This window comes from Nocardia araoensis NBRC 100135 (genome assembly GCF_000308435.1).
GTDB lineage: Bacteria > Actinomycetota > Actinomycetes > Mycobacteriales > Mycobacteriaceae > Nocardia > Nocardia araoensis.
This window is the reverse complement of the sequence record NZ_BAFR01000142.1, coordinates 17,129-38,688: the sequence shown is the minus strand read 5'-3', so window position 1 is coordinate 38,688 and position 21,560 is coordinate 17,129. Positions and strand designations below refer to the sequence as shown.

22 protein-coding genes are annotated in these 21,560 nt (G+C 68.9%); 12 read left to right on the top strand and 10 right to left on the bottom strand.

Going from position 1 to position 21,560, the window contains the following annotated elements; translation table 11 throughout:
• On the bottom strand, positions 1-314 hold a 314-nt coding region (locus ON21_RS19465), incomplete at its 3' end, for an ArsR/SmtB family transcription factor (RefSeq protein ID WP_039799676.1).
• Between the two features lie 484 nt (positions 315-798).
• The gene (locus tag ON21_RS38515) at positions 799-948 is read right to left on the bottom strand and encodes a hypothetical protein (RefSeq protein ID WP_157170885.1); all 150 of its coding nucleotides are present in this window, start codon (positions 946-948) and stop codon (positions 799-801) included.
• Positions 949-1,070: 122 nt separating this feature from the next.
• On the opposite strand from ON21_RS38515, the gene ON21_RS19460 reads away from it, so the two are divergent.
• The 6 genes from ON21_RS19460 (at position 1,071) to gatB (ending at position 6,831) form a co-directional block, all read left to right on the top strand.
• The gene (locus ON21_RS19460) at positions 1,071-1,958 is read left to right on the top strand and encodes a serine hydrolase (protein WP_039799675.1); all 888 of its coding nucleotides are present in this window, start codon (positions 1,071-1,073) and stop codon (positions 1,956-1,958) included.
• 82 nt (positions 1,959-2,040) lie between these two features.
• The gene (locus ON21_RS19455; RefSeq protein ID WP_039799674.1) at positions 2,041-3,075 is read left to right on the top strand and encodes an ATP-dependent 6-phosphofructokinase; all 1,035 of its coding nucleotides are present in this window, start codon (positions 2,041-2,043) and stop codon (positions 3,073-3,075) included.
• Positions 3,076-3,138: 63 nt separating this feature from the next.
• On the top strand, positions 3,139-3,396 hold the full coding sequence (locus tag ON21_RS19450; protein WP_039799673.1) for a type II toxin-antitoxin system Phd/YefM family antitoxin: 258 nt from the start codon (positions 3,139-3,141) through the stop codon (positions 3,394-3,396).
• Positions 3,397-3,427: 31 nt separating this feature from the next.
• A complete protein-coding gene (locus tag ON21_RS19445; RefSeq protein WP_245562656.1) occupies positions 3,428-3,793 on the top strand; it encodes a type II toxin-antitoxin system VapC family toxin in 366 nt (121 codons plus the stop codon).
• Between the two features lie 96 nt (positions 3,794-3,889).
• Positions 3,890-5,266 carry an alpha/beta hydrolase family protein gene (locus ON21_RS19440; protein ID WP_039799670.1) on the top strand — a complete coding sequence of 459 codons (1,377 nt, stop codon included), beginning with the start codon at positions 3,890-3,892 and terminating at the stop codon, positions 5,264-5,266.
• 59 nt (positions 5,267-5,325) lie between these two features.
• Positions 5,326-6,831 carry an Asp-tRNA(Asn)/Glu-tRNA(Gln) amidotransferase subunit GatB gene (gene gatB / locus ON21_RS19435; RefSeq protein ID WP_083880740.1) on the top strand — a complete coding sequence of 502 codons (1,506 nt, stop codon included), beginning with the start codon at positions 5,326-5,328 and terminating at the stop codon, positions 6,829-6,831.
• Here gatB and ON21_RS19430 read toward each other — a convergent pair.
• The 3 genes from ON21_RS19430 to ON21_RS19420 form a co-directional block, all read right to left on the bottom strand.
• Positions 6,828-7,763, bottom strand: a complete 936-nt coding sequence (locus ON21_RS19430; protein ID WP_039799667.1) for an SMP-30/gluconolactonase/LRE family protein — start codon at positions 7,761-7,763, stop codon at positions 6,828-6,830. The two genes, gatB and ON21_RS19430, sit on opposite strands and share 4 nt — an antisense overlap.
• A 78-nt stretch (positions 7,764-7,841) precedes the next feature.
• Positions 7,842-8,474, bottom strand: coding sequence for an NAD(P)-dependent oxidoreductase (locus ON21_RS19425; protein WP_039799666.1), 633 nt, complete (start codon positions 8,472-8,474; stop codon positions 7,842-7,844).
• Positions 8,471-9,412, bottom strand: coding sequence for an EamA family transporter (locus tag ON21_RS19420; protein WP_245562655.1), 942 nt, complete (start codon positions 9,410-9,412; stop codon positions 8,471-8,473). Before ON21_RS19420 ends, ON21_RS19425 begins: the two co-directional genes overlap by 4 nt.
• Before the next feature lie 79 nt (positions 9,413-9,491).
• On the opposite strand from ON21_RS19420, the gene ON21_RS19415 reads away from it, so the two are divergent.
• Positions 9,492-10,361 carry a LysR family transcriptional regulator gene (locus ON21_RS19415; protein WP_039799665.1) on the top strand — a complete coding sequence of 290 codons (870 nt, stop codon included), beginning with the start codon at positions 9,492-9,494 and terminating at the stop codon, positions 10,359-10,361.
• Positions 10,362-10,437: 76 nt separating this feature from the next.
• Here ON21_RS19415 and ON21_RS19410 read toward each other — a convergent pair whose 3' ends face one another.
• The gene (locus tag ON21_RS19410) at positions 10,438-11,544 is read right to left on the bottom strand and encodes a PQQ-dependent sugar dehydrogenase (RefSeq protein ID WP_039799664.1); all 1,107 of its coding nucleotides are present in this window, start codon (positions 11,542-11,544) and stop codon (positions 10,438-10,440) included.
• Positions 11,545-11,663: 119 nt separating this feature from the next.
• Here ON21_RS19410 and ON21_RS19405 point away from each other — a divergent pair, with 119 nt between their 5' ends.
• The gene (locus tag ON21_RS19405; protein ID WP_039799663.1) at positions 11,664-12,545 is read left to right on the top strand and encodes a DoxX family protein; all 882 of its coding nucleotides are present in this window, start codon (positions 11,664-11,666) and stop codon (positions 12,543-12,545) included.
• Positions 12,546-12,756: 211 nt separating this feature from the next.
• On the opposite strand, the gene ilvD is transcribed toward ON21_RS19405, so the two are convergent.
• Together ilvD and ON21_RS19395 are read right to left on the bottom strand one after the other, a co-directional pair.
• Positions 12,757-14,598 carry a dihydroxy-acid dehydratase gene (gene ilvD / locus ON21_RS19400; protein WP_039799662.1) on the bottom strand — a complete coding sequence of 614 codons (1,842 nt, stop codon included), beginning with the start codon at positions 14,596-14,598 and terminating at the stop codon, positions 12,757-12,759.
• A 356-nt stretch (positions 14,599-14,954) separates the two neighbouring features.
• Entirely contained in the window at positions 14,955-15,500 is a 546-nt protein-coding gene (locus ON21_RS19395) for a PH domain-containing protein (RefSeq protein ID WP_051021006.1), read from the bottom strand.
• A gap of 387 nt (positions 15,501-15,887) precedes the next feature.
• On the opposite strand from ON21_RS19395, the gene ON21_RS19390 reads away from it, so the two are divergent.
• The 3 genes from ON21_RS19390 to ilvC all read left to right on the top strand — a co-directional run bounded on the left by ON21_RS19390 (position 15,888) and on the right by ilvC (position 19,551).
• Positions 15,888-17,822 carry an acetolactate synthase large subunit gene (locus tag ON21_RS19390; protein WP_039799660.1) on the top strand — a complete coding sequence of 645 codons (1,935 nt, stop codon included), beginning with the start codon at positions 15,888-15,890 and terminating at the stop codon, positions 17,820-17,822.
• Positions 17,819-18,322 carry an acetolactate synthase small subunit gene (ilvN, locus tag ON21_RS19385; protein WP_039799659.1) on the top strand — a complete coding sequence of 168 codons (504 nt, stop codon included), beginning with the start codon at positions 17,819-17,821 and terminating at the stop codon, positions 18,320-18,322. The genes ON21_RS19390 and ilvN overlap by 4 nt, the downstream gene beginning before the upstream one ends.
• A gap of 227 nt (positions 18,323-18,549) precedes the next feature.
• Positions 18,550-19,551, top strand: coding sequence for a ketol-acid reductoisomerase (gene ilvC, locus ON21_RS19380; protein WP_174372187.1), 1,002 nt, complete (start codon positions 18,550-18,552; stop codon positions 19,549-19,551).
• Positions 19,552-19,623: 72 nt separating this feature from the next.
• Here ilvC and ON21_RS37935 read toward each other — a convergent pair whose 3' ends face one another.
• Both ON21_RS37935 and ON21_RS19375 read right to left on the bottom strand, forming a co-directional pair.
• A complete protein-coding gene (locus ON21_RS37935) occupies positions 19,624-20,019 on the bottom strand; it encodes a hypothetical protein (RefSeq protein ID WP_157170884.1) in 396 nt (131 codons plus the stop codon).
• A gap of 248 nt (positions 20,020-20,267) precedes the next feature.
• Positions 20,268-20,882 (bottom strand): TetR/AcrR family transcriptional regulator, encoded by a 615-nt coding sequence (locus ON21_RS19375; protein ID WP_218004106.1) that lies wholly within the window; start codon positions 20,880-20,882, stop codon positions 20,268-20,270.
• Positions 20,883-20,980: 98 nt separating this feature from the next.
• Here ON21_RS19375 and ON21_RS35895 point away from each other — a divergent pair, with 98 nt between their 5' ends.
• Entirely contained in the window at positions 20,981-21,445 is a 465-nt protein-coding gene (locus ON21_RS35895; RefSeq protein ID WP_051020999.1) for a nitroreductase family deazaflavin-dependent oxidoreductase, read from the top strand.
• Positions 21,446-21,560: the final 115 nt, after the last annotated feature.

Genomic DNA, 21,560 nt, shown 5'->3' with positions numbered 1-21,560 from the left:
CCTTTCTCGTCGGGCATGGCGTCGAGATGACGTTCCAGGGCGTCGAGGCTGGTCTCCCACATCCGCCGGTACGGCGCGAGCCAGGCCTCGATCTCGGTCAGCGGTTCCGCCCGCACCCGATACCACCGGCGCTGCGCGTCTTGGCGGACATCCACCAAGCCCGCGCCGCGCAGGACCTTCAGGTGCTTGGACACCGTGGGCTGAGCCAATCGCAGCTCCGCGACCAAGTCGCCGACCAGTCGCTCCCGCTCGCGCAACAGGTCCAGGATCTCCCGGCGGCGAGGCTCGGCCAGCGCCTCGAACGTAGATGCCATATCGGCAATATAGCCGAAGTGGCATATTGACGCCATCGGGCCCGTGCGAGTCGATGCGACGGTTCCAGAACGCCGCTGGGGGAGTTGCTGAAAGATCGCTATTTCGGCTGCGCGAAGATTGCTCCGCATCGGGCGGCAGTGCTCGATGGTCATCCGGTACGGAAATGCCCGTGGTGTCCGATGAACTGGAAGTCGACGGCTGTGGGCCGGCGAACGTGCATGCGGCCGACCCTCGGCCGGACTCGACCCGGGCGGTGGCCGCCGAGCCCGGGTGGCGGAGGTCGTCTCAGGGGCTTGCGCCGAGCGTCGGGATGTGCTTCCCGTCGAGCCCGAGTGCACCGTGTCGTGAAGCCCGCCAAACGTGCTCGCCGAAAGCCACGCCATTGCGGATGCACCTCCGGCACCCCAATAGTCCTGCGGTGATACTTGAATGCTATTGAGCACGACCGGCATGCGCGGACCCGTTCGGCAGTGGCCGTGGCGGTCAGGAGTTTTCGGTGAACTGGGGCGTAATCAATTCATCTAGTACGTTCTCCGGGATAACGAGAAGCAGTTCTCGGGTGAGGGCGGCGTCGAGCGCCGGTTCCGAACCCGGCCGCTCGGCGACATCGGGCGGGTAGGTGGAGGTGTCCATGCTTGTTGACCGCGCTGTCGTCATTGGGCGGGGAGACAAGAGTCAGTCGACCCGAGGCCGCGCCCCTGCCGCCGCGGTCGCCGGTCGGCGGGCCGGGAGTTCGCGAGAAGAATGTGCCGAAAATGTCTACTGATCGATTCCGCAGAGTCCTGAACGTCCTCGGTTGTGCGGCGCTTGCCGCGGCTCTGGTAGCCGCGTGCGGAACCAACCGCGCCGAGGACTCGTCGAGCGAACCCACCATTACCGAGGCCGCGGCGCGCACCGACCAGAAGGGTCTGTCCATCATCGTGCCCGGCACCTTGGCCGCGAGCTATGCCGAGCTCGCTGCGGGCGTGCGCGGGAAGCTGGGCATGGCCATCGTGCCGGTCGGCGGCGAGCAGCCGATCACCTTCGGCGAATGGACCAGCGGTCCGGCCTGGTCGACGATGAAGGTGCCGCTGACCATCGCCGCGCTGCGCCGCAGTCCGAGCAGCTCGAACTACGCCGCGTCGGCCGCGATCACGCAATCCGACAACGCCGCCGCCGACGTGCTGTGGCAGTCGCTGGGCACGCCGCAGGAGGCGGCGCAGGCCGTGCAGTCGGTCCTGCGCGAAGGCGGGGACAGCAAGACCGTCGTGCCCGCCACCCGCGCCCGTGCCGAGCACTCGGCCTTCGGCCAGGCGGAGTGGTCGCTGACCGACCAGGTGCGGTTCGCCTCGCGGTTGCCCTGTCTGCCCCAGGTCGATCGCGTCACCTCCCTGATGGAACAGGTCGTCACCAGTCAGCGCTGGGGTCTCGGCGAGTTCACCGGCGCCGAGTTCAAGGGCGGCTGGGGGCCGGACGTCGCGGGCAACTACCTGGTGCGGCAGTTCGGGATCATCAACGTCCCCTCGGGGCAGATCGCGATCGCCGTCGCGGTGCAGCCCGAGTCGGGATCGTTCAGCGACGGCATGAACATTCTGGACAAACTCGCCACGGTCGTCTCCCAGCATCTCGACGAGCTGCACGGGGGGCACTGCCCGGCCGCGTGAGGTCATCTGTCCAGGTCAGTGTTACGCGACGTTCACGGGGGCGAGGCTGCCGAGATCGGACATGAGGGGCAAGATAGCGGCCATGCGCATCGGAGTTCTGACCGGAGGCGGAGACTGCCCAGGACTGAACGCGGTCATCCGCGCCGTCGTTCGTACCGCGAACGGCCGTTACGGAGACGCGATCGTCGGCTTCGAGGACGGTTGGCGCGGCCTATTGGAGGACCGAAAGATCCAGATCCGCAACGACGACCGCACCGACCGGATCCTCACCAAGGGCGGCACCATCCTCGGCACCGCCCGCACCAACCCCGACGTGTTGCGCGCCGGACTGGGCCGGATCAAGCAGACCCTGGACGACAACGGCATCGAGGCCCTGATCCCGATCGGCGGCGAGGGCACGCTCACCGCCGCGAGCTGGTTGTCCGACGAGGGCGTGCCGGTGGTCGGCGTCCCGAAGACCATCGACAACGACATCGACTGCACCGACGTCACTTTCGGCCACGACACGGCACTCAACATCGCCACCGAGGCGATCGACCGGCTGCACACCACCGCCGAATCGCATCAGCGCGTCATGCTCATCGAGGTGATGGGCCGTCACGCGGGATGGATCGCGATCGGCGCGGGCATGGCGGCGGGCGCGCACCTGACACTGGTGCCGGAGGTCCCGTTCGAGGTGGACGAGGTGTGCGCCATGATCAAGCGGCGATTCCAGCGCGGCGACAAGCACTTCATCTGCGTCGTCGCCGAGGGGTCGCACCCCGCGCCGGACTCCGGATTCACCTTGCGCGAGGGCGGTATCGACGAGTTCGGCCACGAGCGTTTCACCGGCGTCGCCCAGCAGCTCGGTGTGGAGATCGAGCGGCGCATCGGCAAGGAGGTCCGCACCACCGTGCTCGGTCACGTGCAGCGCGGCGGCAGCCCCACCCCCTACGACCGGGTGCTGGCCACCCGCTTCGGCCTGCACGCGGCTGAGGCGGTGCACGCGGGCAAATTCGGCCAGATGGTCGCGCTGCACGGCACCACCATCGGCTTGGTCCCGCTGTCGGAGGCCACCAAGCAGCTCAAGCGGGTGCCCTCGGAGCGCTACCGCGAGGCGGAGGCGTTCTTCGGGTAAGCGCGGGCGCAGGGCCCACTCGAACCTATAGCCCTGGATAGCATCCGGGGCTATGATCGACATGTGTCTCGGACTATCAGCCAAGCTGAACTGCGCAACGGAAGCGCCGCCGTGATGGATGCCCTGGAAGCAGGCGAAGATTTCATCATCACTCGTAACGGTCGCCCGGTGGGTGAGTTGCGGCCGTTGGCGCCGGCGCGTGAGGTCACCACGGCTGAATTGAAGCGGCGGCTCGCTCGCTTTGCTCGCGCGGGCAGCAGTGTCGAGGAGCGCGCGCAGGTGGATGCGATCTTCGGGGAAGACCGGCTCGATGACCAGTGAACGGCTGGACTCGGGCCTCCTGGATACATGCGTGTTGATCGATCTCAATGAAATCCCGGATGATCAGCTTCCGCTCGTATCGAAGATCAGCACCGTGACACTTGCTGAGCTCGGGTTGGGGGTTGCCGCAGCAACTGACGCTACCAGCAGGTTGTTACGTACCGAACGTCTTCAAGAGTTCGAAAGCACTTTTGAAGCGTTGCCTTTCAGTGCAGAGGCTGCCCGCCGTTTCACTTTGATGGCCGGGTTGCTGGCGGCCGGGGGACGAAGCCCGAAGCCACGCAAGTTCGATCTGATGATCGGTGCGATCGCCTCCATACACGGCCTGTCGCTGTTTACCCGTAACCCCAAAGATTTCTATGGGCTCGAGCAGGTGCTGACAGTCGTTCCGGTGTGAGCGTCTCACCGGCGTACATGTAATGAGTTCGCACGAGCGGCCAACTCGCTCGCGCTGTTCGGTAGCAGGGCGTCGTGTGTCGGTACTGTGAGTCGCATGCGCAGTGGGCGACTGATCGCGTTGGCACTGTTGGTGATCACGGCAGTGGCAGCCGGGTGCTCGGAGTCGAATCCGCCCGAGCCGACCACGGGTGACTGGCACGGCGCCGTCGAGCTCCCCGGCCGGCCGGTGCAGGTCGGCGTGAGTTTCCACGACGACGGCACCGCCACCATCGATATCCCCTCGCAGGGCATGAGCGGCGTGCAACTCAAAGACGTCAGCTCCGACCGCAACGGCGTGTCTTTCGCGGTCCCGGACATTCCTGGCGACCCGGTGTTCCACGGCAAGTACGAGTCCGGAACCGACCGGATCACCGGCGATCTCAACCAGGCGGGCCAGAACTTCCCGCTGGCACTGAGCCGGGGCAAGGTGGTCCCGCCCGCCCATCCGCAGGAACCGAAACCGCCGTTCCCGTACAAGTCCGAGGATGTCACCTATCGCAGCGGCGATATCACCATCGCGGGCACTCTGACCGAACCGCAGGGCGCGGGCCCGTTCCCCGCCATTCTCATGATCACCGGAAGCGGCGCCCAGGACCGCAATGAGGAACTCATGGGCCACAAGCCGTTCCTGCTGCTGGCCGACACCTTCACCCGTGCGGGGTACGCCGTGCTGCGCACCGACGACCGCGGCGTCGGCGGCACCGGCGGCAAGCTGGACGACGCGAACTACACCGTTCTGGCCGAGGACGCCGCGGCGGGCATCCGCTTCCTGCGCGCCCGCTCCGACATCGACCCGGCGCGGGTCGGGCTCTTCGGCCACAGCGAGGGCGGCTACCTCGCGCCGTTGGTCGCCGCGCGTCCCGACAGCGGCGTCGCCTTCGCCGTCCTGATGGCCGGACCGGGCGTTCCCGGATCCGACGTGCTCGTCGAACAGACGCGCTTGCTCGCCACCGCGAACGGCACCCCTCCCGACCAGGTGGAGACCCGGGTCCGCGACACCGCCGAACTGGCCGCCCTGCTGAAAGCGGGTGACCTCGAGGGCGCGAGACAACTGGCCGTTCGGCAGAACCAGGCACTGCCCGCAGGCCAGCGCGTGCCGGACGATCAGGCGGCCGCGCAGATCACGCCGTATCTGGCCTCCTTGGTCGCCTACGATCCGGCGCCCGCCCTCTCCGCTCTGCGCGTTCCGGTGCTCGCGTTCTTCGGCGGCAAGGATCTCCAGGTGCCCCCGGCGCAGAGCGAGCAGCCGATGCGCGACCACCTCGCCGCCGACCCCGACGCGACCGTCCACGTCTTCGCGGGTCTCAACCACCTGATGCAGCCCACGGAGACGGGCCGTCCCAGCGAGTACGGGGCCATCGAGACGACCATCGCTCCCGAGGTGCTCGACTACGTCACCGGCTGGTTGCGGCAGCGGGTCCCGGCGAAATAGCGCCACGGGACGCGAGAGCCGCTGCGCTGCGGCGCGAGCGCTTACCTAAACTGATGGCCATGAGCGCACCCACGGTCGACCTGATGGATTACTCGGATGTCATCGCCCGGTTCGAGCCGGTGCTCGGCATGGAGGTCCACGTCGAGCTGAACACCGCGACGAAGATGTTCTGCGGTTGCCCGACCGAGTTCGGCGCCGAGCCGAACACTCAGGTGTGCCCGGTGTGCCTCGGTCTGCCCGGGTCGCTTCCGGTGGTGAACCAGAAGGCCGTCGAGTCGGCCATCCGGATCGGGCTGGCGCTGAACTGCTCGATCACGCCGTGGGGCCGATTCGCGCGCAAGAACTACTTCTACCCCGATCAGCCGAAGAACTATCAGATCAGCCAGTACGACGAGCCGATCGCCACGAACGGGCACCTGGACGTGGTGCTCGACGACGGCAGCACCTTCCGCATCGACATCGAGCGCGCGCACATGGAGGAGGACACCGGCAAGTCGGTGCACATCGGCGGTGCGACCGGCCGCATCCACGGCGCGAGCCACTCCCTGCTCGATTACAACCGGGCGGGCGTGCCGCTGATCGAGATCGTCACCAAGCCGATCACCGGCGCGGGGGAGCGCGCACCCGAGGTGGCGCGGGCGTATGTGACGGCGCTGCGCGATCTGCTGAAGTCGCTCGGTGTGTCCGACGTGAAGATGGAGCAGGGCTCACTGCGCTGCGACGCGAACGTCTCCCTGATGCCTGTCGGTGCAACGGAATTCGGCACCCGCACGGAGACCAAGAACGTCAACTCGCTGCGCAGCGTCGAGGTCGCGGTGCGCTACGAGATGCGAAGGCAGGCCGCGGTGCTCGCGGGCGGCGGCACGGTCGTGCAGGAGACCCGTCACTTCCATGAGGCCGACGGCACCACCTCGCCCGGCCGCCGCAAGGAGACCGCCGAGGACTACCGCTACTTCCCGGAGCCGGACCTCGAGCCTGTCGCGCCCGACGCGGACTGGGTCGAGCAGTTGCGCGGCACCATCCCCGAGTACCCGTGGCTGCGTCGCGCGCGCATCCAGTCCGACTGGGGCCTGTCCGACGAAGTGATGCGCGACCTGGTGAACGCGGGTGCGCTGGACCTGATCATCGCCACCGTCGACGCGGGGGCCCCGGCCAACGAGGCGCGCTCCTGGTGGGTCGCCTACCTCACCGAGAAGGCCAAGGAACGCGAGGTCGCGCTGGAGGAGTTGCCGATCAGCCCGGCCCAGGTCGCCGAGGTGATCAAGCTGGTCGACGCGAAGACGATCAACAACAAGGTGGCCAAGCAGGTCGTCGACCACGTGCTGGCAGGCGAGGGCGACCCGGCGCAGATCGTCGAGGCCAAGGGCCTCGGCATGGTCAGCGACGACAGCGCCCTGCGAGCGGAGGTGGAGAAGGCACTGGCCGCCAACCCCGACATCGCCGACAAGATCCGCTCCGGCAAGGTCCAGGCCGCGGGCAAGATCGTCGGCGATGTCATGAAGGCGACCCGCGGCCAGGCCGACGCGGCGCGCGTTCGCGAACTCGTGCTCGCCGCCTGCGGCTAGGGGCGGGCGACCGCCACAAAGTTGTAGGACGTGGTCGGAGTCGGCGGCGTGGTGTAGCGCGCGTTGGGCAAGTACAGCCGCTCCTCGTACGCCGCGACGGTCGTCGGCACGTCGAAGCGCGGGTCGGTGACGCGTCGTACGACCGCTCCCGTGGTTCCCGCGTGGTCGAGCGTGACCACGGCGATCGTGTTGGACCGGTTCTGCACGACCAGAAGCGTGTTGCCGCGCAGCAGCAGCCCATCCCCGTTGGGCAGCGTCTCCGCGCCGAGGTCGATCTGCCGTGTCGCGCCCGTCGCCGGGTCGACGCGGAACAACCGGCCGGTCACCGACTGCATGATGATCAATCCGGTGCCATCGGGTGTGCGCACGATCCCGTTGGCGTTGATCGCTCCGGGCTCGTAGTGGATGTCGCCGGTCAGCGGGCGTCGCACCAGCGCAGCGGGTGCGGGCAGGTCGTCCTGGGCGCCTGCGGGCAGGTAGTACAGCACGGGCGCCCGGGAGTCGGTGAACCACGCGCCCGTGGGCGTGAGCACCACGTCGTTGACGAACGTGTCCGGCGGCGTGCCGAGGCGGTAGTTCGCCAGCACCGCGCCTGTACCGGTGTCCACGACGCGGGCGTCGCCTCCCGTGCCACCGGCGACGAACAGCCGACCGCGGTGGTCGAGCTGGAGCCCGAGCGCCGGTGTCCCCGGCCCGGGGCTCAGGATGTCGCCTCGTCCGGTCACCAGGTCGGCGCGGTAGATGGAGCCATCGGCCCGCGACCCGAAATAGGCGACCGGTCGCGACCCGATGGCGATGCCCTCCGGCTGGAATCCGGCGGGTAGGTCGAACTCGGCGGCGAGGACCGGAAGGTCGGCCGTTCGGTCCGCGGGCGCCAGCGCGGCCGCGCCGAAGCAGGCGAGGGCGGCCGCGATCACCAGGACGCGCTTCATCTCATCGTTCCTCTGTCAGTGGTCGCCCGTCCTACCCTGCCGACGCGCTCGTGCGGTGCCGAGCGTTCGGGTCCCGACTCAGTAGCCGACGGTGAAATGTTCGTCCTCGCCCGGATTCTCGAGCTCGTCCAAGACGGCCACGGCTAGGTCCTCCGCCGAGATCCGCGAGGTGGCATCGGCGCCGGTGATCAGCGTGGTGGTGCCGCGTCGATAGTTCCCGGTGCGCTGTCCGGGTTCGAGCAGGGCGGGCGGGCTGAGATAGACCCAGTCGGCCGGATGCGCACGGCAGGCTTCCCACTGCGCGACGCTCGCGGCGGCGATGGTGCGAATGTGTGCCGGTACGTATTCCGGACTGTCGAGCACGAGCCGCTCGGGGTGTCCCGGAACCCGGAGCGGGGCGGCGCCGCCGACCACGAGGATGCGTGTCCCGGTGTTGGTGGCCGCGTCGAGCAGGGCGGCCGTGGTCGCCGTGACGGTGTGTTCCTGCCCGGCGGCGGGACGGGTCGCCGCCACGATCGCGTCGGCGCCGTCGAACAGTTCGCTCATCCGGACGCGGTCGGTCGCGTCCCCCTCGACGGCGGTCACCGTGGGCGGCAGAGCCATCCGCCGCGCCGTGCGGAAGACGGCGACGACCTCATGGCCGCGGCTCGCGGCCTCGTCGACGACGCACGAGCCGACCATGCCTGCGGCTCCGACGACGGCGATTCTCATTTCGATATCCCTTCGGGTGCTGGAACGGGAGCGGACGAGCGGGTGGGCGCGGGAAGCTGGCCCGCGACGATCGCGGCGAGCGCGAGCCCGAATCCGACGAGTTGGACCTGGCCGAGCGTCTGGCCGAGCAGGACGGCGCCCAGAACGGCCGCGACCAGCGGCGAGAGCAGGACCAGCACCGCGACCGAGGTGACGGGCAAGGTGCCGATCCCGCGGAACCAGACGACATACGCGAGCAGACCGCCGACGAGCCCGAGCCAGAGATAGCCGAGGGCAGCGGGCGCGTCGATCGCCGGCGGCGGCCCTTCGGCGAAGAACGTGAGGGGCAGCAGAAAGAGGCCGCCCGCGGTGAGTTGCCAGCCCGCGAAAGCTGTGGGACCGATCCCGGCGGGCCTTCCCCACCTTTTCGTGAGGGTCAGCCCCAGCGCCATCGAAGCCGCGGCGGCCAGACCCGCCACGACCCCGGTGAGATCGAGGGCCGCGTTCGGCCCGATCACCACCAAACCGACGCCGACGATGCCCAGCACCCCCCACGCGAGGCGCCAGGCGGAGGGCGTCTCGCCCAGGACCACCACGGCCGAGACGGCTACGACGAGCGGCTGGGCCGCCGCCAAGGTCGCGGCCACTCCGCCCGGTAGGCGTTCGGCGGCGAGGAACAGCAGCGGGAAGAGCAGCCCGATGTTGAGCACGCCCAGTACCGCGGCCTTGCCCCACCAGGCCCCGCGCGGCAGCGTCCGCGTGATCGCCAGCGCGATCAAACCCGCGGGCAAGGCGCGCAGGAGCCCAGCGAACAGCGGGTGTCCCGGTGGGAGCAGTTCCGTGGTGACGACATAGGTCGTGCCCCAGGACACGGGAGCCAGCGCCGTCAGGACGGTGCGCGGCAGGGTGCCCAGTGGCGTGTCCGCGCCGGAAACCACCTGTATGCCTGAACTTTTCACCTACGCAGTCTCACGCGGCACCGATCAATGAGTCCAACACATGTTTGTCACTTCATCAATCGTGTTCCACGATTGATCTATGGAGCTCCAGCAGATGCGCTATGTGATCGCCGTGGCCGAGACGAACAGTTTCACCAGGGCAGCCGAACGATGCCTGGTCGTGCAGTCCGCCCTCAGTCATCAGATCGCGCGTCTGGAACGGGAATTGGGCGCCCGACTCTTCGAGCGCACCAGCCGCAGGGTGCGCCTGACACCGGCGGGCGCGGCGTTCCTTCCCGCCGCGCGTCAGTGTCTGGACGCCGCCGACCGCGCCGCCGCCGAGGTGGCCGCGGCCGTCGGAGAGGTACGTGGACGGCTCGCCGTCGGCCTGATCCCCACCGTCGCAGCGGTGGATATCCCGGAGGCGCTGCGCGACTTCCGCCGCCGTCATCCGCACGTGCGCATCAGCTTGCGGGTGGGTGCGAGCGAGGAATTGGTGGAGAAGGTCGAGCAGGGAGCCATCGACATCGCATTCCTCGGATTGCCGACCACGGCACGTCCGCGCGGCGTGGTCGCGCACGAACTCGCCCGCGACCGGCTCGTCGCCGTCGTCGCGCCGGACCATCCGCTCGCCGGGCAGCGGTCGACCGACCTGCGCACGCTGTCTTCCGAGGTCTTCGTGGATCTTCCGGCCGGGACAGCCGGACGTCTCCAGTCCGACCAAGCCTTCGCGGCCGCCGGTCTGGACCGCGACGTCGCCTTCGAAGTGACCAGCGCGGACTACATCGCCCGGCTCGTCCGTCCCGGCCTCGCCGTCGCCATGCTCCCCTCCGCCTACGTGCCCCAACTCGAGGGCGTGACCACCATCGAGGTCGCCGACGCCCCGGCCCGCATCGAATACGTCATCTGGAGCCGCAGCCGCACCCCCGCGGCCACCGCCTTCCTCACCGTGATCGGCATCGCCGAATAAAACGCGGACGCGTTCGGCAGCACCGCCCCGAGCGCGAGACCTGGCATGCGCCGTTCGCGGCCGCGCGGCCGAAAACTCAGTCCGGTCCGCCGCCTCCGGCCTGCGGCGGCGGGATGCGGACGACGCGGTCGTCGAACGGTCCCGGCTGGCCGTCGGTCTTGTTCACCGTGGTCACCCAGATGGTGCCGTCGGCGCCGACCGCCGCGCCGCCGAGTTGCCCGTACTTGTCCTGCGCCGTCAGCGTCGGCGTCGCGGTGACCGCGTGGGTGGCGGGGTCGGCGGCGGCGATGGCCAGGGCCCTCGCGCGGGTCAGCGAGATCGCGACACCGTCCTGGGCGGCGGCGCACCCGGCGACGCCGGGGCGGTCCGGCCAGGTCCACATGGTGGTGACCGCGCCGTCGCCGCCGAGCCGCTGCAGCCGGTCCTCCGCGGCGGTGCGGTCGGTGATCCAGATGCTGTCCTTGCCGTCCCGGCACACGTCCCCGGCGGTTCCGATGCCAGAGACGGCGATCTCCGGCGCGGGGGTGCGGCCGGGCACCGGGGAGTTCACGCGCAGCAGCTTGCCCGCCAGGGAGCCCGTCGATGCGGCCGCGCCGGGATTGCCCGCGTCACCGGTCAGCACCAGCATCTGGTTGGGCGAGGCGAACTCGATCGCGCCGTGATTTCCGCTCGCGCCCTTCGGAATTCCGGTGAGCACGTCCTTCGGGGAGCCGCCTTCGGCGATGCGGACCACCCGGTTGTCGCTGCCGGTGGTGATGTACGCGTACATCAGGCCGTCTTCGCTGTAGGTCGGGGACAGCGCGATGTCGCTGAGACCGCCGTCGCCGGAGCCGTCCACGTCCAGCCGGGCGATCTCGACCGGCGGCTGATCCGGCACCACCTTCAGGATGCGCCCGGTGCGGCGCTCGGCGACCAGCGCGCCGTCGGGGAGCGTGACCAGTCCGCCGGTGGTGTCCAAGCAGGTGGCGACCACCGCGGGGTCGGGATCGATGCACGGGCCGCTCGGCCGGGTGGTCGAGGTGGGGGACTGGCTGGGTTTCTTCGGGTCGATGTTGGCTCCGTGCAGGGTCGGTTCCGGGGTGAACGGACTGGACGCCGAATCGTCGAACCGGGCGCATCCGACCAGCAGGACGGAGCCGAGCGCCAAGCTCGCCGCGACGCGGCCCACGACAACCAAACTCATAGCCCAGACGTTACGGAAATTCCGTCGCCCGCGCCCTTCCGGGTGGGGGTGTCGCGCGCGCACTGACACGCCGCGCGGTACTTGCCCGCCCCGGTGCGGTGCGGCATAGGGTATTGGCCGTGACCGACAAGCCGAAAGACACACCCGAACCCGAGGCCGGGAACGCCACTCCCGCCACGGCCGAGCAGACGGCGGTGTCGTCCACCGGTCGGGGAGTGACCAGCCCGTACGACTCGCCGACGGAGCAGTTCGAGCGGGTGGATCCGGCCCAGCGGCCGCAGCTGTCCAAGGACGTCCCGCGCTCCGAGGAAGAACTCGGGCTCGATCCGGAGGTCCCCAGCACGGGGGCGAGGAAACCCACCGCCGGCGCGACGGCCGCGCCAACTTACGAATACGCCAGCATTCCGCCCGCTCCCGCGCCGCCGAGCGACACGGGGCGCCTGCGCCGTCGCAACGGCGAGGTCCGCCGCGGCACGCTCGACCTGGGCTTGTTGCTGCTGCGCTTGGTCGTCGGCGCCACCTTCCTCTACCACGGCCTGCAGAAGCTGACCGGCTGGTTCCACGGCCCCGGCCTGGACGGCACCCGCGACATGATGGAGCGCGGCGGCTGGGATCACCCGAGCGTGTCCGCCATCCTGGTCACAGCGGGCGAGGTCGGCGGCGGCGCGCTGCTGATCCTCGGTCTGTTCACGCCGTTGGCGGCCGGTGCGGTGCTCGCGGTCATCCTGGACGCCTGGGCTTGGAAACAGGGCATGGCCCCCGGGTTCCAGTACAAAGCCGGGCCGGGAGCGGTGGAATACGAGAGCGTCCTCGCGGGCATCTCGGCCGTCATCATCCTGACCGGTCCCGGTCGCCTGTCCTTCGACCGCAACCGCGGCTGGGCCATCCGCCCCGCCTCGGGCTCCTTCGTCATCCTGCTGCTGGCCGTTGCGGCCGCGGTCGGCGCGTACTGGTACCTGCACGGTGGCAACCCACTGACGGGTATCGGCCCCTTCGACTGATCCAGACGAACCGGAGGCCCCTTCGTCCCGCAACGGGATGAAGAGGCCTCCGTCGTTCGTGTCTCCAGTCGCCGGTGACAACTGATCTCGCAGGTACATGGGTAACTCGCCGGGTACGCCCAAAACTCGTGACGCGTCTGACGCAGGACCTGAGACCAAGCCTTGTCGCACCGAACTAGTACGGCCTCAAGACCCGGAGAGGCGGGGAAGCCTACGGCACGTGGCGGACGGCGCCTTTGTCGGCCGAGGTGGCCATCGCGGCATATGCGCGCAGCGCGGTCGTCACCGGACGATCCCGGTTCACCGGCTGCCACGGCCGTTCGGAGGCCTCCATTTTCGCGCGGCGCTCGGCCAGCACGGCATCGTCCACGAGGACCTCGAGCGTGCGGCTGGTCACGTCGATACGGATCTGGTCACCGTTCTCGACCAGTCCGATGACCCCACCGCTGGCAGCCTCGGGCGAGATGTGCCCGATCGACAGACCCGAGGTGCCGCCGGAGAAACGGCCGTCGGTGATCAAAGCGCACTGCTTGCCGAGGCCCGAGCCCTTCAGGAAGGCGGTGGGGTGCAGCATCTCCTGCATGCCGGGGCCGCCCGCGGGTCCTTCGTAGCGGACCACGATCACGTCGCCGGGCTTGATCTTCTTGCCAAGGATGACCGACACGGCCTCCTCCTGCGACTCCACCACCACGGCCGGGCCCTGGAAGGAGAACAGCTCCTCGTCGATGCCGGCGGTCTTGAGCACCGCGCCATCGGGCGCGATGTTGCCGCGCAGCACGACCAGGCCGCCTTCCTTGGTGTAGGCGTGCTCGAGATCGCGGATGCAGCCGCCCTCCGCGTCGGTGTCCAGCGACGACCAGCGGTTGTCGGTGGAGAACGGCTCGGTGGTGCGGACCCCGCCCGGGGCGGCGTGGAAGAGTTCGATGGCTTCCTGAGAGGCCTTGCCGGAGCGGATGTCCCAGGTGTCGAGCCACTCGTCGAAGCTCGCGCTGTGCACCGTGGTGACGTCGGTTTCCAGCAGGCCCGCACGGCGCAGCTCGCCGAGGATGGCGGGGATGCCGCCCGCGCGGTGCACGTCCTCCATGTGGTAGTCGGAGTTGGGCGACACCTTCGACAGCGTGGGCACGCGGCGGCTGATCTCCTCGATCGTGTGCAGATCGAAGTCGATCTCGCCTTCCTGCGCGGCGGCGAGCGTGTGCAGCACGGTGTTGGTCGAACCGCCCATCGCCACGTCCAGCGCCATCGCGTTGCGGAAAGCCTTGGCATCGGCGACATTGCGCGGCAGCACGGACGCGTCGTCCTCGCGGTACCAGCGGTTGGCGATGTCCACCACCACGGTGCCCGCCCGCTCGAACAGCGCCCGGCGCGCGGCGTGCGTCGCGAGGGTGGAGCCGTTGCCGGGCAGCGCGAGACCCAGCGCCTCGGTGAGGCAGTTCATCGAGTTCGCGGTGAACATGCCCGAGCAGGAACCGCAGGTCGGGCACGCGGAGCGCTCGACCTCGGACAGGCCCTCCTCCGACACCGCCTGATTCGCGCTCGCGGAGATCGCGGTGATCAAGTCGGTCGGCGCCTGCGCGACCCCGCCGACGACGACGGCCTTGCCCGCCTCCATCGGCCCGCCGGAGACGAACACCGTCGGAATGTTCAGCCGCATGGCCGCATTGAGCATGCCCGGCGTGATCTTGTCGCAGTTGGAGATGCAGACCAGCGCGTCGGCGGTGTGCGCGTTCACCATGTACTCGACCGAGTCGGCGATGATCTCGCGCGAGGGCAGCGAGTAGAGCATGCCGCCGTGTCCCATGGCGATGCCGTCGTCGACGGCGATGGTGTGGAATTCGCGCGGCACGCCGCCCGCGGCGCGCACCGCGTCGGCCACGATGTCGCCGACGTTCTTCAGATGCACGTGGCCGGGGACGAACTGGGTGTAGGAGTTCGCGATGGCGACGATCGGCTTGCCGAAGTCGGTGTCGGTCATGCCGGTGGCGCGCCAGAGTGCGCGTGCGCCTGCGGCATTGCGGCCGATGGTCGTGGTTCGTGAACGAAGCGGTGGCATTTCGATGGTCCTCGGGTCGCGGGGGCTGACGTGCGACGGGCGCGGAGCGTGCTCGGCGGTCCACCACGTTACTCCCGGTGGGCGTGCCCACCGGCCGGTGGTGTGGCGTCCCATCGCGGTCGGCCGGGTCGGGTGTGTCGCCGGTGCGTGGTGTCGCGGGCGACGACGGTGACGCCGGAGGTACCGGAACGTCGAGTGGGACTGGACGGAGGATCACTGCTCCGGGGAAATCATCCCATCACTCGACCGCAACCTCCCAACGGCGGCGAATGTTCCGCCTCGGCTCAGGCCGCGTCGAGTCGACGATGTCGTCGCCGGGCTTCGCGACCCGCTGATCGCCGGGCCGCCGTCGGCGCTTACGTCGTGCTGTCGCGTCGCGCGTCTTCGTCGGTGTTCTCGCCGGACTTCGCCACCCCGTTGGTCGCCGGGTTGCCCTCGGCGCTCGAGGTGCTGCCGCTCGCGTCCGCGGGTTCGGCGGATGGCTCTTCCTTCGCGGCTTCCGCCTCGGCGAACGGGTCCGGAATCCGTCCGCCGGAGAACGCGGCCAGATCGCGCAGCCGGTCGTAGCTCACCGCGGGCAACTTCACTTCGGTGCCGTCGGTCAGGTCGGCGCGCACGTATCCACGCTTCGGGATCCGCACACCCTTCAGCTGCCCCCAGTCGAGGTGGCGCGAGCCGAACAGCGTCCGCAGCTCCAGCCCCGCGTCCGAGACGCCGGTCTGGGTCCGCAGCACCCAAGCCAGCACCGCGACGGGGATGAGCAGCAGCCACCACAGTCCGGCGGGCCAGCCGACGAAGGGGAAGAACACGCACATCAGCAGGATGAACACACCCAGGAAAGCCAGCCGTGGGATGCGGATCACATGGGCGTCGGAGGCGCCACCCGTATCCGTCGTCCCCACGGGTGTGTGGGACGATTCAGACGGTGGCACGGACTGATGCGGTGATGACACACCACCATCCTCGCATCCTGATGAACGGACACAAGCAACCGCACTCTCCCACATAATGGGACACACGGGGTCATCTGTTTGACTCTTCGGTTCACACCCGCTTAACGTCGTGCGCGTGAATCGAAACGAGTTGCTCGTAATCGGCCGGCGCGTCCAGCGTTGAGCCTGACACACTGAGTCGAATACGTCAGCTCGCGTTGCGACGCGCCACCCTCGATCAGCCCTGGGCTGTCGGGGGCTTTTTTATGTTCGGACTAATGTCCGGCATGGCGAAGCGCAAGACACCGCTGGCACAACATCCGGGGTCGGAACCACAACCAGTAAGGAACGAAGACGGTGAGCGCACCTACCGCACGGCCAGGGCCTTCGGCCCGTAGGCCAGCGCCTTCGGCGAATCAGCAGGCCACGCCCGCTGCCAACGCGACGTCCGCGGCCAACCGCCGCCAGCTCCCGCCCGAGCGGGTCACCGGCGCGCAGTCGGTCGTCCGCTCGCTCGAGGAGCTCGGCGTCGACACCGTATTCGGCATTCCGGGCGGCGCGATCCTTCCCGTCTACGACCCGCTCTTCGATTCGACCAAGGTGCGTCACGTGCTCGTCCGCCACGAGCAGGGCGCGGGTCACGCCGCCACCGGTTACGCCCAGGCGACCGGCAAGGTCGGTGTGTGTATGGCCACATCCGGTCCCGGCGCGACCAACCTGGTCACCCCGATCGCCGACGCGCAGATGGACTCGGTCCCGATCGTGGCCATCACCGGCCAGGTCGGCCGCGGCCTGATCGGCACCGACGCGTTCCAGGAAGCCGACATCTCCGGCATCACCATGCCGATCACCAAGCACAACTTCCTGATCACCGAGGGCGTCGACATCCCGCGCATCATCGCGGAGGCGTTCTACCTCGCCGCGTCCGGGCGCCCCGGCGCCGTGCTGGTCGACATCCCGAAGGACGTGCTGCAGGCGCAGACCACCTTCACCTGGCCGCCGGAGATGCGGCTGCCCGGCTACCGCCCGGTCACCAAGCCGCACGGCAAGCAGGTGCGCGAGGCCGCGCGGATGATCATGGAAGCCAAGGCTCCCGTGCTCTACGTCGGCGGCGGCGTGATCAAGGCCGACGCCTCGGCCGAGCTGCTGCAACTGGCCGAGCTGACCGGCATCCCCGTGGTCACCACGCTGATGGCGCGCGGCGCGTTCCCCGACAGCCACCGCCTGAACATGGGCATGCCCGGCATGCACGGCACGGTGGGCGCGGTCGCCGCCTTGCAGCGGTCGGATCTGCTGATCACCCTGGGCGCGCGGTTCGACGACCGCGTCACCGGTCAGCTGGACTCCTTCGCGCCCGGCGCCAAGGTCATCCACGCCGACATCGACCCGGCCGAGATCGGCAAGAACCGCCACGCCGACGTCCCGATCGTGGGCGACTGCCGCGAGGTGATCGTCGAGCTCATCGAGACCCTGAAGGCCGACCCTTCGGCAAGCGACGCGCTGCCGCTGCACCTGACCGACTGGTGGACCTACCTCGACGGCGTGCGCGACGCCTACCCGCTGGGTTGGACCCCGCCCGCGGACGGCTCGCTGTCGCCGGAGTTCGTCATCGAGGCGCTCGGCCGCCTGGCCGGACCCGACGCGATCTACTGCGCGGGCGTCGGCCAGCACCAGATGTGGGCCGCCCAGTTCATCAAGTACGAGAAGCCGCGCACCTGGCTGAACTCCGGCGGCCTCGGCACCATGGGCTACGCCGTCCCGGCGGCCATGGGCGCCAAGATGGGCGCGCCGGACAAAGAGGTGTGGGCGGTCGACGGCGACGGCTGCTTCCAGATGACCAATCAGGAACTGGCCACCTGCGCCGTCGAGGGCGTCCCGATCAAGGTCGCGCTGATCAACAACGGCAACCTCGGCATGGTGCGCCAGTGGCAGACGCTGTTCTACCAGGAGCGCTACTCCAACACCGACCTCGGCACGCACACCCTGCGCATCCCCGACTTCGTGAAGCTCGCCGAAGCCCTCGGCTGCCACGGCATCCGGGTGGAGCGCGAGGAGGACGTGGAGGCCGCGATCCGCGAGGCGCAGTCCATCAACGACCGTCCCGTGGTGATCGACTTCATCGTCGGCAAGGACGCCCAGGTGTGGCCGATGGTCGCCGCGGGCACCAGCAACGACGAGATCATGGCCGCTCGCGGCATCCGTCCGCTGTTCGACGATGACGAGCAGGCCGCCGAGCCCGCGGTCATCCACACGGCGATGTCGCACGAACAGAACAAGGTGAACAACGGATGAGTACCACGCATACCCTCAGCGTTCTCGTCGAGGACAAACCGGGCGTGCTGGCACGGGTCGCGGCGCTGTTCTCCCGCCGCGGCTTCAACATCGAGTCGCTGGCGGTCGGTGGCACCGAGCTGCCGGAGATCTCGCGCATGACCATCGTCGTCACCGTCGAGGACCTGCCGCTCGAGCAGGTCACCAAGCAGCTCAACAAGCTGGTGAACGTCATCAAGATCGTGGAGCAGGACTCCGACAGCTCGGTGGCCCGCGAACTGATCCTGGTGAAGGTGCGCGCCGACGCCAGTGTGCGGACCCAGGTGATCGAGGCCGTCGGTCTGTTCCGCGCGAAGGTCATCGACGTGTCGCCGGACGCGCTCACCGTCGAGGCGACCGGAACCCGGTCCAAGCTCGACGCGCTGCTGCGGATGCTCGAACCGTACGGCATCCGGGAGATCGTGCAGTCCGGTGTCGTCGCGGTGGGGCGTGGGCCGAAGTCCATCACCGCCACCCGATGAGCTGACGAGCGGCACACCGATGGGGCCGACCGCCCGGCGGCGGCCACACGCTAGTCTTTCTGCGATCGACGGTTGGCGTGCCGCCTCCCCGCTCACGCGGGAATGATCCCCTCCCGCGCCCGCGGGGGTGATCCGATCCAGAACAACGAAAATCAACACCTGCGCGAGCACGGTGTGCCCCGCCTCGCGCGGGGACTATCCCGGAAGGAACCACAGTGGCAGTCGAGATGTTCTACGACGACGATGCCGACCTGTCGATCATCCAGGGCCGCAAGGTCGCTGTCATCGGCTACGGCAGCCAGGGTCACGCGCACTCGCTGAGCCTGCGCGACTCGGGCGTCGAGGTCCGCGTCGGTCTGGCCGAGGGTTCGAAGTCGCGTCCGAAGGCCGAGGAGGCGGGCCTGACCGTCGGTACGCCCGCCGAGGTCTCGGAGTGGGCGGACGTCATCATGGTGCTCGCGCCCGACACCGCGCAGGCGTCGATCTTCACCAACGACATCGAGCCGAACCTGAAGGACGGCGACGCGCTGTTCTTCGGCCACGGCCTCAACATCCACTTCGGCCTGATCAAGCCGCCCGCCAACGTCACCATCGGCATGGTCGCCCCGAAGGGCCCCGGCCACCTGGTGCGTCGTCAGTTCGTCGACGGCAAGGGCGTTCCCGCGCTGATCGCGATCGACCAGGACCCGAAGGGCGAGGGCCAGGCGCTGGCGCTGTCCTACGCCAAGGGCATCGGCGGCACCCGCGCGGGCGTCATCAAGACCACCTTCAAGGAAGAGACCGAGACCGACCTGTTCGGTGAGCAGGCCGTGCTCTGCGGCGGCACCGAGGAACTGGTCAAGACCGGTTTCGAGGTCATGGTCGAGGCCGGCTACGCGCCGGAGATGGCCTACTTCGAGGTGCTGCACGAGCTGAAGCTGATCGTCGACCTGATGTACGAGGGCGGCATCGCGCGGATGAACTACTCGGTCTCCGACACCGCCGAGTTCGGTGGCTACCTGTCGGGCCCGCGGGTCATCGACGCCGACACCAAGAAGCGCATGCAGGACATCCTCAAGGACATCCAGGACGGCAGCTTCGTCAAGCGTCTGGTCGCCAACGTCGAGGGCGGCAACAAGGAGCTCGAGGCGCTGCGCAAGAAGAACGCCGAGCACCCGATCGAGGTCACCGGCGCCAAGCTGCGCGGCCTGATGAGCTGGGTCGATCGCCCGATCACCGAGACCGCCTGATATTCGGGCTGATTCGCGCGGTGGCCCGCTCCGGAGTCTCGGAGCGGGCCACCGGCGTCTTTCGCGGAGTTTCTAACTGCTGCCGAATGAGCCGGTGCCCGGGAATCCCTGGCCCCAGCCCCCGCCCCAGCCCTGGTTCCAACCTCCGCCCCAGCCCTGGTTCCAGCCTCCGCCGCCCCAGCCCTGGTTCCAGCCCCCGCCGCCCCAGCCCCCGCCACCCCAGCCTTCTCCCCAGCCAGGGCCGCGGCCATAAGGTGGTGCGCCGTAGTGGGGTTTGTCGACCAAGACGTTGTTGTTGCAACTCCAGTCCTGGAACGGGCCGAAGGCGCACTGGTTGTAAGCCGGAGTGACCCCGGGTGCGCTCGGTGTGGCGGAGGCGGGCATCGCCAGCGCGGTCAACGGAATCGCGGCGATCGCACCGGCGACGGCCACGCGAAAGATACGGCGTGCGCTGATTGACGAGAACAACGTAAATCCTTTCACTCTGCGGCGAGCGTCTCCGCCCGCCATCCCCCGTTGCGGGGTCCGCCCACGGCCTACCCCCGCAGACAGATCTTGGATCTACGGTCACTGCTTCGCGGTCGCGCTTACCGACGGGGCAGCGACTACACGATTCCACTCTTGCGCACTTGCCGCCAAAGGTCACGGGTGTTCTCTCCCCTGCGGGCCAAATCGAACCGCGGTATTAGGGAGTTCCCCTATCGCCGCATCCTGGGTCAGCCGAAGAGTGGCAGCACCGTGTCCACGATGTCCGCCGGTGACGGCAGTGACGTGAACGCGCTCGCTGGGCTCAGGTGGCGTTGCAGCGCGCGCTGATGCGCCGCGCCCACCAGCAGAAGCGCTGCCGCGCGCAGATTTACGGCGCTCGAGGCGGAGGGTCGCGCGGCCGCGAGCCGCGCCTGCATCGCGTCCACCGCGCGGTGCGGACCGATGTCCGCCTCCTGGGCGCGATCGAGGTACCGCGCGCGCAGTTCGGCGTCGGATTGGATCGCGGCGGCGACGGGGATCGTGGCGACGAAGAAGTCTTCCAGCGCTTCCATCAAGGCGACGAGATCCGCGCGCAGGTCCCGGTGCGCGCCGACGTCGCCGAGGACGTCCTTGACCGGTCGCAGGTGTCGCTGGACCACGGCCTGCAACAGCCCGGTGCGGTCGCGGAAGTGATAGAAGATGCTCGACTCGGCGACACCGGCGCGGTCGGCGACCCCTTTCGTGGACAGCCGCGCCACACCCTCCTCGGCGAGGATCCGCTCCGCGGCAGCGATCACCGCGTCGCGGACACCCGTCGACGGCCGCCCACGGCGGCGTCCTTCCACCTGGCCGGATGCCGTCACGAATCCTCCGTCCTTTCGTTCGTCACCCCTTGCAGTATGCCCGAGGCGGCGCGTATTTTCTGAGTAGATACTCAGTAAATCTCTCGGAGGTGACCGATATGTCCAGCCAGGCTTCGGTGCGACCGTCCCCATCGCGTTTCCAGCGCACCGGGGACGCGGTCGTCAGGTCGTTGCTCCGGTCTCCGCTGCATCGGGTGCTCAGCGGCAGGTTGCTGCTGGTCACCGTGCTCGGGCGGAAATCGGGACGCGAGTACACCAATCCGGTCGGGTACGCCGACCATGACGGAGCGCTGCTCGTCGGCACGACGGCCGGATGGCGGCGCAATCTCCGCGACGGTGAAGCCGTGCGAGTTCGGCTGCGCGGCAGCGAGATCCGGGCCAGGGCCGAAGTGATCACCGACGAGGCCCGGCTCGCCGCGCTCGCTCCGGTGGTGGTGTCGGCGAATCCGATCCACGGGCGCTACGCGGGTATCGGACTGGAGCCGGACGGGACGGTCGATCGCGACGATCTGCGGCGAGCCATGGCGAACGGATATGCGATCGTTCGTCTGATCCCGGTCTGAGGCGGGCCGGATCGTTGGTCCGTTTCGCGTCGTCCGGATCGCTCTCCCGCGGCCGCGCGGTAGAGGCATCCGTTGTAGCGATCGCCTGGTTACTCGCTCGTACGGCGGTTGGGGC

What these genes read in the sequence shown, in the direction of transcription:
- ON21_RS38515 (WP_157170885.1), bottom strand. Translation starts at nt 948, where the DNA reads ATGGACACCTCCACCTACCCGCCCGATGTCGCCGAGCGGCCGGGTTCG.
- ON21_RS19460 (WP_039799675.1), top strand. Translation starts at nt 1,071, where the DNA reads ATGTCTACTGATCGATTCCGCAGAGTCCTGAACGTCCTCGGTTGTGCG.
- ON21_RS19455 (WP_039799674.1), top strand. Translation starts at nt 2,041, where the DNA reads ATGCGCATCGGAGTTCTGACCGGAGGCGGAGACTGCCCAGGACTGAAC.
- ON21_RS19440 (WP_039799670.1), top strand. Translation starts at nt 3,890, where the DNA reads ATGCGCAGTGGGCGACTGATCGCGTTGGCACTGTTGGTGATCACGGCA.
- gatB (WP_083880740.1), top strand. Translation starts at nt 5,326, where the DNA reads ATGAGCGCACCCACGGTCGACCTGATGGATTACTCGGATGTCATCGCC.
- ON21_RS19430 (WP_039799667.1), bottom strand. Translation starts at nt 7,763, where the DNA reads ATGAAGCGCGTCCTGGTGATCGCGGCCGCCCTCGCCTGCTTCGGCGCG.
- ON21_RS19425 (WP_039799666.1), bottom strand. Translation starts at nt 8,474, where the DNA reads ATGAGAATCGCCGTCGTCGGAGCCGCAGGCATGGTCGGCTCGTGCGTC.
- ON21_RS19415 (WP_039799665.1), top strand. Translation starts at nt 9,492, where the DNA reads ATGGAGCTCCAGCAGATGCGCTATGTGATCGCCGTGGCCGAGACGAAC.
- ON21_RS19410 (WP_039799664.1), bottom strand. Translation starts at nt 11,544, where the DNA reads ATGAGTTTGGTTGTCGTGGGCCGCGTCGCGGCGAGCTTGGCGCTCGGC.
- ilvD (WP_039799662.1), bottom strand. Translation starts at nt 14,598, where the DNA reads ATGCCACCGCTTCGTTCACGAACCACGACCATCGGCCGCAATGCCGCA.
- ilvN (WP_039799659.1), top strand. Translation starts at nt 17,819, where the DNA reads ATGAGTACCACGCATACCCTCAGCGTTCTCGTCGAGGACAAACCGGGC.
- ilvC (WP_174372187.1), top strand. Translation starts at nt 18,550, where the DNA reads ATGTTCTACGACGACGATGCCGACCTGTCGATCATCCAGGGCCGCAAG.
- ON21_RS35895 (WP_051020999.1), top strand. Translation starts at nt 20,981, where the DNA reads ATGTCCAGCCAGGCTTCGGTGCGACCGTCCCCATCGCGTTTCCAGCGC.